The organism is Lentzea sp. NPDC003310 (genome assembly GCF_040610935.1).
In the GTDB taxonomy this organism is placed as follows: Bacteria; Actinomycetota; Actinomycetes; order Mycobacteriales; family Pseudonocardiaceae; genus Lentzea.
The window spans coordinates 229,985-243,032 of sequence record NZ_JBEXNC010000010.1; the positions used below are offsets into that span (position 1 = coordinate 229,985).

Here is a 13,048-nt window from a genome sequence, read left to right on the forward strand (position 1 = left end):
GAGCCACATGGCCCGCGTGGACTACTTCCACGACCCGAACGCCCCCAAAGCCAACAGCCTCCGACCCGCCGTCAGCGCCTTCGTCCAAGACAGCACTGGCCGACTACTTATGATCCGCCGCACCGACAACGATATGTACGCCATTCCTGGTGGCCAGCAAGATGTCGGAGAGACTCTCTCCCAAGCCGTAGTTCGGGAGGTCAAAGAAGAGACCGGCGTTGATGTCGAGGTAAATGGCCTAATCGGTCTTTATTCCAACCCCAACCATGTCATCGCCTACGATGACGGCGAGATACGCCAGGAGTTCTCGATTTGTTTCCGTGCCCGCCCCGTCGGTGGGATGCTATCCACAAGCAGCGAAACAAAGGAAGTACTTTGGCTTGAGCCGCAACAGATCAACGACCTAAATGTCCACCCGTCGATCAGGCTGCGGCTCCAGCATGGATTTGCCGATAGCCCGGCCCCCTTTTTTACTTAGCACTGCCGTTAACCAGCGTCTCAGCAGCAGCAACCCCAGGAGGGAGTAGGCGGACCGTTCGCTTAGTAGCGTCATAGTCGATCAGCCGCGCTCTATGCATCGGCTTCAGCACGTCCCTGCGAAGAATCGCCGTGTTCGAATGCTCAAGCCACCGAACAAGATCCGCCTCAGCAACGTCGCCAGACTCTGTCAACAACAGCACCAAAACCTGCTGCCTCCACGTCATGCCGGTGCGCAATACACGCTTCTTGTCGCCATGCGTCCAGACCCATGCGACCTCACGCTCTATAAGAGCGTCTACGACCGCAGTGGCTTCTTCAGTAGTAAGCGTATGCAGCAATCTAACCAATTCGGCTACGAGCCACTTAGCCGTATACAGGACCGCTGTTGCATCCATATGGTTCGGATCAACCTCAGCACCAGCATGCCCGACCCCGCGGTTGTTGCGGATGTCATAAAGGCCGATCATCATGCGAGGGATTAGGATCCGCGCAGACCTACTGTCAGGCACCTTCTGATAAGCGCTCTCCATCTTCCAGCAGGTGTCAGGAAAGTTGCCCGGCTTCTTTGCGCGTGCCGGATACGTACCACCTTCCAGCCAGCCCTTGCAGATCGTGTACACAGCCTCGCACAGCTTGCCGCCGTTTAGCTCCGAAGGTTCCCATTGATGCTCTCGGTACTTCTTCACGATCTCATTAAACGCCGACAATAAATCATCTCGAAGGGTCGTAGGCAAAACCGCAAAGGCGTCTTCCGGCGCCAGTCCCACGTCAGCCGCCCCCGCCGCTCAACATCGCCTGAATGTACGTGATCCCCTCGTTAGTGACCTTATAGGTTTTATTGCCCTGCTTGCTGTTCCCAGACTTCTTGAGCTGTATTACGCGTTGAGGCTTCCTGTTGATGTGGCTAGAGAGCGCCATAGTGACGTTTCCCACCGAGTGGCCGAGATGCTTCAATTCAGCGTTGAGGAGACGGGACGGCCACTGACTCTGCCCCTGATGCACCTGCACCCAGTACGCAGCCACCAGCGCCTTCTCTGCATCCGACTTCGGCCCCGCCTGCGCAAACAACTCGGCGAAGTGCTCGTAGATTCGCGCCTCTTCCGCGACCTCCTCGTCGGACCCGACAGCAGCTTTCTCAGTGTCGCCACTGCCCGCCCCGCCCACACCGCCCTGCTGGCGGTCAGATATTAAGGAGACGGTGTACCGCTCAGCAGCCCAACGCAGGACACGACCTCTTGCCGCCTCATCAAGATCAGCGACAGCCGTCGCGACAGCCGACATGGCGTCGATTTCGGGGTCACTCATCACATACCCCCCAAGAGGTCATCCACCAAGCCGGCGAATGCCGAGATGCCAGGCCCCTTCGCCCGCAAGCGCCGATTCTGGCCAGTACCCGTCACGACGTAGCCATTGAGCGCCTTCATATGCGCGGCGAAGTTGTTCTGGTCGTAGACTTTGAGGCGGTCGCACTCAGCACGGACGACCTCCAGAGGCGTGTCACTCTCACCCAAGCCGAACCCACGGGTCATAGCTAGGATCTGGGCGACGGCCCGCGTCCGCTCAGCGTTGTTCTTGCCAAGCTTGATGCCAGCGATGCTGACCTTGGGGCCATCGACATCGAGATGAACGATGCGCTCCAACTTCTCCCGATCGACGCCGGTCTGCTGGACAACGAGGTCGTACATCTCGTTCTCACTCACTCGCGGCGTTCCGTCACCGTTCTCGCTCTCGCCGTTTGAGCGGCCAGTCTGATTGGCAACTGCCTCGCCGTTGGGCTTCCCCACCCTCGGCGCAGCGACCACCCCGTTCCCCGCAGGCGCAAGAAGCCGGACAGCCTCGCGGAACGCCACCTCATGCATCGCTTCGGGCAAGCCGGCTTCTTGCACAGCTGCCCACGCGTTCTTCAGCGTTTCACTTACGTCCACTGCATCACCCCATTACTCCAAGGGCAGCAGGCTACGCTGACCAATTTCATGATCGCAACATGGATGCCCGGCGTGTTGCCATACAGGCAAGCTGAGCTTGCGTAGCCATCCGTTCGAAGGTTGCATAGCCGCTGTTCAAGCGGCTACAAACGCCCTTGTTGATCAAAGCTGTCGAGATGATCATTATGGCTACGATGCCGCGACCCATCCTGATGACTAGACCAATCTGGATGCACGCGTGCACGCATGATGAAACCACAGTTCGCGAGGTCAACGACCCACCGCGTTGTAAGTACTCGCAAATGGCTTGACTCATCACACCCATCAATGGGTGCACGAGATGCCGCCCCCATTGATGATCGATTGGCCGGACCAGAGCATTGCAGGCTAGCGAAGCCGCGCGAGACGTCACACCGACACCTTGCAGCGATCTGCGGCGGACGCCGCGTAGGCCCCACCTCCTGCGGTTGCTGCCGAATCTGGCTATACAGGATCAAGGCGCCGCCACTGGCGGCGCGTGCGGTCTGGCGCCACAGCAACATCCATCCCGGCGCTCCCGGCATCCGCTTCGCTGCGCCGGTCGGCCGGGCGGCGCTACGCGCCAACTCCACAGGTGCAGAACGACGGCCCGTCCGAGCTCGACATGCTTCGGCTGCGTTCCATGCACTGTCAGGCAGCCGTTAGACCGCACGGCACGCCGCCCGATCTACTAGCAGACGGACCGCCGTGCCATGAGTAGTCGACAGCTGATCCCAGCTTGCTTCCACCTGTGTGAAGACGCTCGACTTCGCGAAGGCGGTCTTGTCCAGATCGAAGAAGCACTGGGATGGGCAAGACGCCACAGCATGGCGCCGGTGGCAAGCCGATGACCTGCGTCAACGTGGCAGATCAGGGCACGTATGTCCTGCCTACAGCAGACTGCCGAGACTGGTCGCTGGCCACGACCAAGAGCCGTCATCGCAATGCCAACAGCGCGGAAGTGACGGTGTCGGAGTCTCCCGGATACAGTCTTGGGCACCCGCGGCGGCCAGTCGCGGAACCATGTTGGTTGCTCAGCCACCCCAAGGCTTCTCTGCTCCGATCGGGCAGGGAAGCCGACGTCCCGCTCGCTGCGAGATCCATGTCTCGCTGTGACGAGTCGGTGGAGGTGGCCAATGGCCAACACCAGTCACACGCCGAGCGACGAGCCGGCGGGTGATGAGTCGAGACAGATTGAAGGACGGCGGCCCAGCCGGGGGTGGAGCCCCGAGCGGACCACCGCCCTCCTCAATCTCCTGTTGCAGGTCGTCGTGTTGATCGGACCGATCATCGACCTGTTCAGGTAGCGAGGCGGCGGTGCCTTCAAACGAGGGCACCGCTTGCCTACTGTTGCCCGCATCGCGATGCGGGCACCCACCCATGGTGGATACAGGACCCACGGGTCACTGGCAACAGAAGCGAGTCTACTGTGCTGGTACGGACATGTAACATCCGTTCTGACCAGCTAAAACTCCCCTGGCCGGCAGCTGCTGTGTATAGACACGATCGGCGAGATCAGGTACTGCTGATGACGCGACGCACCTAAGTTGAGCCGCCTCCGACCGTCTCGCTCCACTTCGTTCTGCTGCCGCGACGGCTGCGCCGCCTTGCCACCGATCAAGTCCACGGCTGAGCGGTCGGAAACTGGCAGTAGATCACTAGGTCGGGCTAGCAAAGTGCCAGGGCGCAAGACTGGTCGGCAGGGGCGCATCAGCCACGAAGGGCCAAGATCATGATGTGCTTTAGTCTCGTAAAACGTCGATAAACGTCGAGAAGCGACTGTCCACAGTGCTCAGATCAAGACCGCATCCGTGCAGGTAGTGAGCACTTTCGAGGAAGATCAGCGAACAACGCCAAGCGAGTGCTCTTACTCTTCGGGTTCAGGGTTCGAGTCCCTGGCGGCCCACCAAACCCCCAGGTCACAGGCCTGGGGGTTTCGCATCTCAAGATCTCTGATACGCCCTTGGCACTCGTTATCCGCTGACTCTCAAGCTGCGGCACCGGGCGGACCGTCCTGGATGTGGTCCGCAGCAGTCCTGCCTCATCAAGGCGCCAGCGGTCCTGCCTACACCTTGCTCGCCACCACCATGTAGTTCTCGGCAGCGAGGTTGAACGTGCTCGTTTCCGTCTGGAGTCCGACCTGGTGCAACTCGGCTTCGAGTTCTTCGTATCGGTAGGGCCAGCTCGACAGCAACTCCGAGCGGGCAAGAACCGACCCGGCCGGGTCCACTTGCGCGATCGCGATCTCGATGTGGTGCTCGTCCTCCCAGTTGGGCGCAATGTCCCAGCGGTAGATCACTACGGCATCGCGACCGTTCCGGCGGACGAGTCGGTCGCTGATGTCCAGCCGGGATCCTCTGGCCCTGACGAGTTCCCAGGTGCGGGAGGTGAGTACCAAGCGCCCGCCGCGGCGTAGAAGCCGTGACATCGACTCCAGAGCAGTGATTCTGCCTTGCGCGCCCTCGGCGTGGTGCAGTGAGTTGCCGACGCAGAACACCATGTCGAAGCTGTCGTCATCGAAGTGATTGGGCAGCTCTTGCCAGTTCGCCCGCACTGTTCGGACGGGTGCCCTGAACTCCTCGGACAGCTCTGCGGTCCGGCGAACCATTGCTTCGCTGGCGTCGGTTGCGACGACGTGCATGCCGCGACCGGCGAGGCCGACCGCCAGCTGTCCGGTCCCGCACGAACAATCGAGGACGTGAGCGTTCGGCGGCAGAAGGCTGAGGACATTGTCGAACGACGCGGCGAACTCGGCTGGAGACAGCTTTGCATCTGAGATCAGCCACTCGTACACCTCGGCAAGCGCGTTATAGCTGCTCACACCTTCTACCTCCGTCACGCGGCAGACTCGCGGTGGACGTCAGTACATCAGCGGGGCAAGTCGGTCACCAATGGTTTTCGCCGGAGCAACGCGTCCGCATTTCGGTCATGCGGGAACGCAGCCGTCAGCGCGATAACCAATTCCACTTCTGCGCGCAACGAGTGCTTTGCCCAGTGTCACCGGCCGCGTTCCAGGCTGGGGAGGTGTGGGTGGGACCTGGCGAAATCGCGTGCGAGCGGCGCTTCCCTCTGAGTACTGTGCCCGGGAACCAAAGGGGGTGCGGCATGACGAAGCTGAACCAGATCATCGCGGTGGAGAAGAGTGTCAAGGGCGGCACGCTTCGGGACCTCACCGACGCGCACCACGGGCTGCAGAAGCCCGCGCTGCTGGCCGGCATCTCCCGGACGTACCAGCCGAAGGACGAGGACGGCGAGGTGTTGCCGGCCGAGTCCACGCGCGTGCAGATCAAGGCCGAGGACGTGCTGCGCAAGACCGCGGCCGTCATGACCCGGCTGTTCGACGTCACGGCCACGAAGGACTGGGCCAACTGCGTCGCGAAGGCCGACGTGGTGGTGGACGGGGAGACGTTGCTGCGTGACGTACCCGTGTCGTACCTGCTGTTCCTCGAGAAGCAGCTCACCGATCTGCACACGTTCGTGAAGAAGCTGCCGGTGCTGGACGCGGCCGAGGACTGGAACTTCGACGAGTCCGCGGACTACTGGCGCACGGAGCAGGTGCGGACGATCCGCACCAAGAAGGTGCCGCGCAACCACGTCAAGGCCGAGGCCACGGAGAAGCACCCGGCGCAGGTCGAGGTGTACTACGAGGACGTGCCGGTCGGGTACTGGAACACGGTGAAGTTCTCCGGCGCGCTGCCTGCCCGGCGGGTCAACGAGCTCGTCGACCGGGTGGAGAAGCTGCAGCACGCGGTGAAGTTCGCGCGGGAGGAAGCCAACAACATGGAGATCACCGACCAGCGTGTCGGTGGCGTGGTGTTCGCGTACCTGTTCCGCTGACGCCCCACAGACTCCCCCGCTGGAGCGCGGGGGTGCGTTCCCTCGCTGGGAGCGCGAAAGCTGAAGCTGAAACGTCAGCCTGAAACACTCGGTCCACAGTGGGGGTTCGAATCCCTCTCCCGGCACCAACCAGGCCGGGATAGCCCAAGTCGGCAGAGGCAGACCGGGATCAACCTCAGACTCTCGCTCCAGGTTCAGCATTACCGCCGAACGCCAGATCTACCGAGACCGGACAAGACTCGCCGAGGTACGGGTTCGAATCCCGTTGGCCGCTCTGACCTTGCGGCCGTAGCTCAACGGAAGAGCGCGGCGACCTAAGGACTGATCCGACTCTTAAACGTCGCTGGTGTGTGCAATTGGGCGGACAAGCGAGGCCCCGGACTGGACATGTCCGGGGCCTCACCTATTCCAACGGTCTGTCAGTGCGCCATCACTTCGCCGGACGTGTTGTTCGCGCGGTTGGGGAGCATGGCGGCCGCGACGATGGTGCCCACGGCCAGGACCGCGGCGATCACGAACGCCACCTTCATGCCGCTCAGCTGTGCCGGTGCGGCGGCCACGCCCTCGGCCACCAGGGAGCTGGAGCGGGCCGACATCACCGTGACGACCAGCGCGGTGCCCAGGGCCGCCGCCACCTGCTGGAGCGTGCCGAGGATCGAGCTGCCGTGCGGGTACATGTTCGGCGGCAGGGCGCCCATGCCCAGGGTGAAGATCGGGGTGAACGTGGCCGCGAGGCTGACCATCAGCAACGCGTGCAGGGCCAGGACCTGCCAGTACGGCATGGTCATCGAGACCTGGGTGAAGCCCGCCAGTGAGGCCACGATGCCGATGGAGCCGGGAACGATCAACGGGCGGCTGCCCAGGCGGTCGTAGAGACGGCCCACGGTCGGGCCGAGCAGGCCCATGGCCAGGCCGCCCGGCATGAGGAGCAGGCCGGTCTCCAGGGGCGTCAGGCCGCGCAGGTTCTGCAGGTAGAGCGGCAGCAGGATCATCGAGCCCATCATCGCGAGGAACGCGATGCACATCAGGGCCAGCGACAGGGCGAACGTGCGGTGCGTGAGCGTGCGCAGGTCCATCAGCGGGGCGCCGGTGCGCTGCAGCTTGAGCTGGCGGAGCACGAAGAACGCGATGGTGGCGGCGCCCGCGATCACGATGCCGATGCTCGGGCCCAGGTTGGACTCGCCTTCGCCGAACAGGCTCAGGCCGTAGACCAGGCCGCCGAAGCCCAGCGTCGCCATGGCCGCGGAAGCCCAGTCGAGGGTGCTGACCTGCGGTTCGCCGATGTTGTCGAGCTGGCGGAGGCCGAAGTACGTGACGGCGCCCGCGATCGGGAGGACGGCCACGAACAGCAGGCGCCACGAGCCCAGCTGCAGGATCAGGCCGGAGATGGCCGGGCCGAGGGCCGGGGCCACCGAGATCGCCAGGGTCACGTTGCCCATGACCTTGCCGCGGTCCTGTTCCGGGACGACGGTCATCAGCGTGGTCATCAGCAGCGGCATCATCACGGCGGTGCCGGCGGCCTGCACGATGCGGCCGAGCAGCAGGATCGTGAACGTCGGCGCGACGGCGGAGAGGGCGGTGCCGGCCAGGAAGACGCCCATCGCGATCGCGTAGCCCTGGCGGGTGGTGACCCGCTGCAGGAACCAGCCGGTGACGGGAATCACGGCGGCCATGGTGAGCATGAAGGCCGTCGAGACCCACTGGGCGGCCTGTTCGGTCACGTGCATCGACTCCATCAGGCGTGGAATCGCGTTGATCATCAAAGTCTCGTTGAGGATCACGACGAACGTCGCCAGCACCAGCAGGCGCACCACGAGAGGTGTCTTGCCCGCTTGTGCGGTCGGCTTTTCTTGGATCGCGGCAGGCATGTCAGGCCCTCACTAGGTTGCTGGCATCAGGTTCTTCGTGACACCGGAGAAGACCTGCAGCGTCGAAGGAACTCATCGGTGCTTCGAGTCTCCCTCATCCGCGTCGTGGTCTCATCCGGGTTTCCGTCTACCTGTGCGTCGAACGAGCAGACCGCGAATCGACATCGCCGCCCGTAAGTTTTTTCCGCATGGGGTTGAGCGAGATCATCGCGAAGCACGGCGTGACGAGTGCCCAGGTAGCGGTGCTGTCGGGCGGGGTGATCCGGGAGGAGGCGGCCGGGGTGCCCGCCGACGTGTTCCGGCTGGGGTCGATCACCAAGCTCTGGACGGCGACGCTCGCACAGCGATTGGTGGACGAGGGGCGGCTGGACCTCGACCACCCGGTCGACGAGCACCTGCCGGGGTTCGACCCGTCCCTCACTGCTCGCCACCTCCTCACGCACATGGGCGGCCTTGCACTCGCGTCGGAGGAGCACGTCGTTCCGCCCGGCACCGTCTTCTCATACTCCAACAGCGGGTTCGCGGTGCTCGCGAAGCTCGTGGAGGTGTGCGGCGGCACTCCGTTCCGGGACCTGCTGCGCGAACGTCTGGTGGAGCCGCTCGGTCTGCGGACCGTGGTCACCGACATCGGTCACGGCACGGCGCTCGGTGCGTCGGACTTCGCCATGCACGCCCGTGAACTGCTCGAATTCGTCCGGCTGCACCTCGACGACCCGAGTCTGGCGCCGTTGCGGGAGCCCCAACTCGAGGACGTGCCCGACTTCGGGAGCGGCGTCGTCGGGTGGGGGCTCGGGTGGATGCTCTACCGGGACGGCGTGGTCGGTCACACCGGAGTCGTGCGGGGGCAGAAGGCCTACCTGCGCGTGGTGCCCGCGTCCGGTACCGCGGTGGCCGTGCTGACCGATAGCTCGAACAGCGAACTCCTGGCGCACGAGATCTTCACGGACCTGCTGCCGGACGTCACCACCGAGGCACCGCCGACACCCACGCCGAATCCCGGTCCGATCGAAGCGGAACGGATGTGCGGCTCCTACCGCAACCCTTACTTCGACATCACCCTGACCGCGGAGGACGGCCGGGCGGCGCTGGACTTCCAGCCGCGCACTGACCGGGGTCAGGCGAAACAGGTCGAGGTCGTGCGGCACGGCCAAGACTCGATCATCACCGTCGAGCCCACCAGCGACGGCCACCAGGTGTACTCGCTGGTGGGCGACGACCAGGGACGGGCGCGCTTCCTGCACAACGGCGCGGTGTCGTGGCGGATCAGTCCGCGACGGTGACGACGACGTTGCCGCGCTTGTGACCTGCGTCGACGTACCGGTGGGCGGCGGCGATGTCGGCCAACGGGTACACCCGGTCGACCACGACGCGCAGCTCCCCCGACTCCAGCAGGGAGCTGATCAACGGCAGGGTCGCGCGCTTGTTCACCGACATCCCGACCATCACGCCCTTGCTGCGGAAAGCCGTCCACAGCGCCCAGAAGCTGTTCACCAGGCCGGTGGTCGGGAGGTACTTGCCGCCGGGACGCAGCGAGCGCCGGCACGCGCCGAACGAGGACTTGGTCACCGTGTCGAAGACGATGTCGTAGGTGTTCTCGTCCTCGGTGAAGTCGCGTTCGGTGTAGTCGATCACCTCGTCGGCGCCCAGGGACTTCACCAGGTCCACGTTCGTCGGGCCGCAGACCGCCGTGACGGTGGCGCCCAGGTGTTTGGCCAGTTGGACGGCGTAGGTGCCGATGCTGCCGGACGCGCCGTTGAGCAGCACTCGGTCGCCTGGGCCGACCTTGCCCTTGTCCCGCAGGAAGAACAACGCTGTGGTGGCGCCGTCCACCGCTGCGGCGGCCTCGACGAACGTCAGGCTTTCCGGCTTGTGGAGCAGCGAACCGGTGGCGGGCAGGCGGACGAAGTCGGCGTGGGCGCCCACCGCGAAACCCGTGAAGCCGAAGACCTCGTCGCCGGGGCGGAAACGGGTCACCGCGGAGCCCACCGAGTCGACTACGCCGGAGACCTCGAGGCCCAGGGTGCGCAGGGCTGCTCTTGGGCGACGGAGGCCCAGGATCACTCTGCCCACAACGGTTCTCCGCGGCGCATGGCGCATTCGGCCGACGTCACGGTCGTGGCGTGGACCCTGATCAGGACGTCACCTGGGCGCAGGGTCGGCAGTGGCTTCTCGACCACCTGGACGACGTCGGGCGGGCCGAAGCTCGTGTGCACGGCGGCTCTCATGGGGTGACGGTAGAGAGCGCGGGAGTCGTTGTGGGGGAAAGGATGCGGGAATCAGGGAGAAAGCAGGGTGCCACCTAGGGGTCTAGGACTGCAGGCCGAGGAGGGAGTCGGACCTCGGGCCGATCCGAAGTCGCGGCGGCGTCGGCACTGTGTGGACCATGCGATTTCCGAACGGGTGGGTCGGTGGCGTGGCGCTGGTCGCCGGGCCGGTGCTGGTGCTGGCGGGCACGCTGTTGCGATCGCCGTTCCACTTCTTCTTCCCCGACCAGATCAGGGCCTTCGTGGATCATCCGGGGCTGGTGGGCGCGGCCTACACCGCGTTCCTCGCGGGCACCGTCGTGCTGTGGGCGGCTGTGGCGTACCTGGCGCAGCGCATCGGTGTGCGGAGCCCTGGGTGGGCGACCTGGGGCGGGGTGCTCGTGACGGTCGGGCTCTTCGGGCGGACGTTCCACGCCGGGGTCGACCACGCGGCGTTCAGCGCCACCAGGAACCTGGGCGTCGAACGGGCGACGGACCTGGTCGCGCGCGGGTACGGCGACCTGCACCTGTTCAGCTTCCTGTCCTTCACGATCATGTTCGGCTGGTTCGTGCTGGCGTTCGGGGCGTATCGCGGCGGGGTGCTCGGGAAGGTGCGGTCGGTGGCACTGGCGAGCATGGGACTGCTGCCGCTCGGGGTGTTGAAGGGCACCGAGGTGGTTTCTGTCGTCGGCGCGGTCGGTCTGTGCGTCGCGCTGGTGCCGTTGGGCGTCCGGGTGCTGCGCGCGCAGCCGCGGCCCGCGCGGAAGACGGTGCTGACGGCGGTGCCGGTGGCGATCGGGCTAGGGGCGCTCGCTGTCCTCAGCACGCTGGGATGAGGCGAACGGCACCACGAACCAGAGTCCGGTGAACACGGCGAACGCCACGGCGCCGACCACCACCGCGGGCCAGCCGCTGAGGATGATCTCGGCGAGCAGCAGGACGGTGCCGGTCATCGCCAGCGCCAGGAAGGCGAGGCCGGTCAGGGCGAACGTGTTGCCGGAGCGGACCACCTGCTCGCGGCGGCCCTGCCGGAACAGGACGCGGTGCCACGCGGCGGGTGCGGTGAGGAACGCGACCGCCACGGCCGCGCACAGCACCGTGACGAGGTGGGTGACGCGGATGTACCCGCCCATGGTGGCGTACTTCTCGGTGAAGGCGATGGAGAGCAGGAAACCGAACAGGATCTGCACGCCGGCCTGGGCCACGCGGAGCTCCTGGAGCAGCTCGTTGAGGTTGCGCGCGAGTCTGCGCTGGTCGGATTCCTCGGCTTCGCTCACCAACCCCGCGTACCCACGTTTGATCAGTTGAAACACCCAGAAATGGCGCCATTGGTCCGTTGGCACTAAGCACGTAGTCCATGAAGACTCTCGTTGTCGCGGTCGCCGCCGCGCTCCTGTTCACCGGGACCGCGCACGCGGAGCCCGCGAAGGTCGCCCACACGTCCGCGAAGTTCGAAAACTACTGGGCTGCGGCCAAGGCTGTCACGCACGACGCGGCGAAGGTGCCGGTCGGCGCGAAGGTCACCGTGGTCGGGGTGCCGACCGTCAGCGGCGGGACCACGGTGTTGTTGGTGCTGAAAGGATTGTTGCCCAATCGCGCGTACGGCGCGCACGTGCACGTGAAGAAGTGCGGTGCGCTGCCGGCCGACTCGGGGCCGCACTTCCAGAACGTCCCGGATCCCGTGCAGCCGTCCGTCGACCCGGCGTACGCCAACGCGCGCAACGAGATCTGGCTCGACGTCCACACCGACGACCGCGGATTCGCGCTCACCGAGTCCACTGTGGACTGGCAGTTCACCGAACGGCACGCGCAGTCCGTGGTGCTGCACAACGAACACACGCACACCAGGCCCGGCGAGGCGGGCACCGCCGGGCCGCGCCTGGCGTGCGTGAACGTCGACTTCTAGATCTTGTTGATCACAAAGAAATCCGTGACGAACGCGACCGGGTCGCCCGCGGTGTTGCGGCCGACCCACGTCGGGTAGACGCCGTCACCCCAGCCCGTCGAGAACGCCACGACGTTCAGCCCGGACCGCGCGTCGGTCACGTTGGCCGGGCCGCGGCCGCCGCCGACCTCGCCGAGCGCGTCGATCAGCTCGCAGTTGCCCGCCTCGTCGTCGCTGACGAGGCGGTCGAGCGCCGAGGCGGCCGCGAGGTCGAAGAACGCGCCGGTGCTCGACTTCACGTCGTAGCCGAACTCCGGCATCACCGGCAGCATCGGCACGTGCTCGCCGGGCACGACCGCCGGTCGCCACGAGTAAGCGGGCTCGTCGCGCACCGTCACCTTGGCGGCCGCGACGCGGTAGCCCTGGCGCTCGTCCGGCTGACCGTCGCCGTCGATGTACGAGACCAGCGAGACCGAGACCGGGTACGTGCCCGGCTCGACGGTGTCGGTGAACGCCTCCGCGTCCTCCGGCCACACGACGAACGGGTCCGCCGCCACCAGCCTGCCGGTCGGCAGGGCCAGATCACCCACCTGCCGCACGCTGATGACCTGCTGTTCGCCGCCACCTGTCGACGTGCCCACCGGCCCGTCGACGAAGAACCGCTCGAACCCGGATCTGATCAGTGCAACCGCCCCCATGAGCTAGGCCACCTCCCCCTGCATGTTGGCAGAAGCCCCTGACACCCGATCGGGGCACCGGGGGTGTTCGGGGTGAGTGAAGATCCCGGACACG

15 protein-coding genes are annotated in these 13,048 nt (G+C 65.3%); 6 read left to right on the forward strand and 9 right to left on the reverse strand.

Annotation, left to right across the window (positions count from 1 at the left end; genetic code table 11):
- Positions 1 to 7 precede the first annotated feature (7 nt).
- A complete protein-coding gene (locus tag ABZX02_RS22315; RefSeq protein ID WP_355300473.1) occupies positions 8 to 478 on the forward strand; it encodes an NUDIX domain-containing protein in 471 nt (156 codons plus the stop codon).
- Here ABZX02_RS22315 and ABZX02_RS22320 read toward each other — a convergent pair.
- Genes ABZX02_RS22320 through ABZX02_RS22330 form a run of 3 tightly spaced genes read right to left on the reverse strand, consistent with a single transcriptional unit; the run spans position 471 to position 2,405 of the window.
- Positions 471 to 1,247, reverse strand: coding sequence for a hypothetical protein (locus ABZX02_RS22320; protein ID WP_355300474.1), 777 nt, complete (start codon positions 1,245 to 1,247; stop codon positions 471 to 473). The genes ABZX02_RS22315 and ABZX02_RS22320 overlap by 8 nt on opposite strands.
- Position 1,248: 1 nt before the next feature.
- The gene (locus ABZX02_RS22325; RefSeq protein WP_355300475.1) at positions 1,249 to 1,785 is read right to left on the reverse strand and encodes a hypothetical protein; all 537 of its coding nucleotides are present in this window, start codon (positions 1,783 to 1,785) and stop codon (positions 1,249 to 1,251) included.
- Positions 1,785 to 2,405, reverse strand: coding sequence for a hypothetical protein (locus tag ABZX02_RS22330; RefSeq protein WP_355300476.1), 621 nt, complete (start codon positions 2,403 to 2,405; stop codon positions 1,785 to 1,787). The genes ABZX02_RS22325 and ABZX02_RS22330 overlap by 1 nt, the downstream gene beginning before the upstream one ends.
- 1,154 nt (positions 2,406 to 3,559) lie before the next feature.
- Between ABZX02_RS22330 and ABZX02_RS22335 the strand changes: the two genes are divergently transcribed.
- A complete protein-coding gene (locus tag ABZX02_RS22335) occupies positions 3,560 to 3,730 on the forward strand; it encodes a hypothetical protein (protein WP_355300477.1) in 171 nt (56 codons plus the stop codon).
- A gap of 758 nt (positions 3,731 to 4,488) precedes the next feature.
- Here the strand turns inward: ABZX02_RS22335 and ABZX02_RS22340 are convergent.
- Complete coding sequence (locus tag ABZX02_RS22340) at positions 4,489 to 5,244, reverse strand: class I SAM-dependent methyltransferase (RefSeq protein WP_355300478.1); 756 nt, start codon at positions 5,242 to 5,244, stop codon at positions 4,489 to 4,491.
- A 284-nt stretch (positions 5,245 to 5,528) separates the two neighbouring features.
- On the opposite strand from ABZX02_RS22340, the gene ABZX02_RS22345 reads away from it, so the two are divergent.
- Positions 5,529 to 6,260 (forward strand): hypothetical protein, encoded by a 732-nt coding sequence (locus ABZX02_RS22345; RefSeq protein ID WP_355300479.1) that lies wholly within the window; start codon positions 5,529 to 5,531, stop codon positions 6,258 to 6,260.
- A gap of 419 nt (positions 6,261 to 6,679) precedes the next feature.
- Here the strand turns inward: ABZX02_RS22345 and ABZX02_RS22350 are convergent, their stop codons facing one another.
- Entirely contained in the window at positions 6,680 to 8,128 is a 1,449-nt protein-coding gene (locus tag ABZX02_RS22350) for an MDR family MFS transporter (RefSeq protein ID WP_355300480.1), read from the reverse strand.
- A 188-nt stretch (positions 8,129 to 8,316) separates the two neighbouring features.
- On the opposite strand from ABZX02_RS22350, the gene ABZX02_RS22355 reads away from it, so the two are divergent.
- Entirely contained in the window at positions 8,317 to 9,408 is a 1,092-nt protein-coding gene (locus tag ABZX02_RS22355) for a serine hydrolase domain-containing protein (protein WP_355300481.1), read from the forward strand.
- Here ABZX02_RS22355 and ABZX02_RS22360 read toward each other — a convergent pair.
- Both ABZX02_RS22360 and ABZX02_RS22365 read right to left on the reverse strand, forming a co-directional pair.
- Entirely contained in the window at positions 9,392 to 10,198 is an 807-nt protein-coding gene (locus tag ABZX02_RS22360; RefSeq protein ID WP_355300482.1) for an NAD(P)-dependent alcohol dehydrogenase, read from the reverse strand. The genes ABZX02_RS22355 and ABZX02_RS22360 overlap by 17 nt on opposite strands.
- A complete protein-coding gene (locus ABZX02_RS22365) occupies positions 10,186 to 10,353 on the reverse strand; it encodes a hypothetical protein (RefSeq protein WP_355300483.1) in 168 nt (55 codons plus the stop codon). Before ABZX02_RS22365 ends, ABZX02_RS22360 begins: the two co-directional genes overlap by 13 nt.
- A gap of 158 nt (positions 10,354 to 10,511) precedes the next feature.
- Between ABZX02_RS22365 and ABZX02_RS22370 the strand changes: the two genes are divergently transcribed.
- Positions 10,512 to 11,207, forward strand: coding sequence for a hypothetical protein (locus ABZX02_RS22370; protein WP_355300484.1), 696 nt, complete (start codon positions 10,512 to 10,514; stop codon positions 11,205 to 11,207).
- On the opposite strand, the gene ABZX02_RS22375 is transcribed toward ABZX02_RS22370, so the two are convergent.
- The gene (locus tag ABZX02_RS22375; RefSeq protein WP_355300485.1) at positions 11,172 to 11,648 is read right to left on the reverse strand and encodes a DUF6328 family protein; all 477 of its coding nucleotides are present in this window, start codon (positions 11,646 to 11,648) and stop codon (positions 11,172 to 11,174) included. The genes ABZX02_RS22370 and ABZX02_RS22375 overlap by 36 nt on opposite strands.
- An 80-nt stretch (positions 11,649 to 11,728) precedes the next feature.
- Between ABZX02_RS22375 and ABZX02_RS22380 the strand changes: the two genes are divergently transcribed.
- Positions 11,729 to 12,277: a superoxide dismutase gene (locus ABZX02_RS22380; protein WP_355300486.1), complete on the forward strand. Its 549-nt coding sequence runs from the start codon at positions 11,729 to 11,731 to the stop codon at positions 12,275 to 12,277.
- Here ABZX02_RS22380 and ABZX02_RS22385 read toward each other — a convergent pair.
- Positions 12,274 to 12,954 (reverse strand): DUF4241 domain-containing protein, encoded by a 681-nt coding sequence (locus ABZX02_RS22385; RefSeq protein ID WP_355300487.1) that lies wholly within the window; start codon positions 12,952 to 12,954, stop codon positions 12,274 to 12,276. The genes ABZX02_RS22380 and ABZX02_RS22385 overlap by 4 nt on opposite strands.
- Positions 12,955 to 13,048 lie beyond the last annotated feature (94 nt).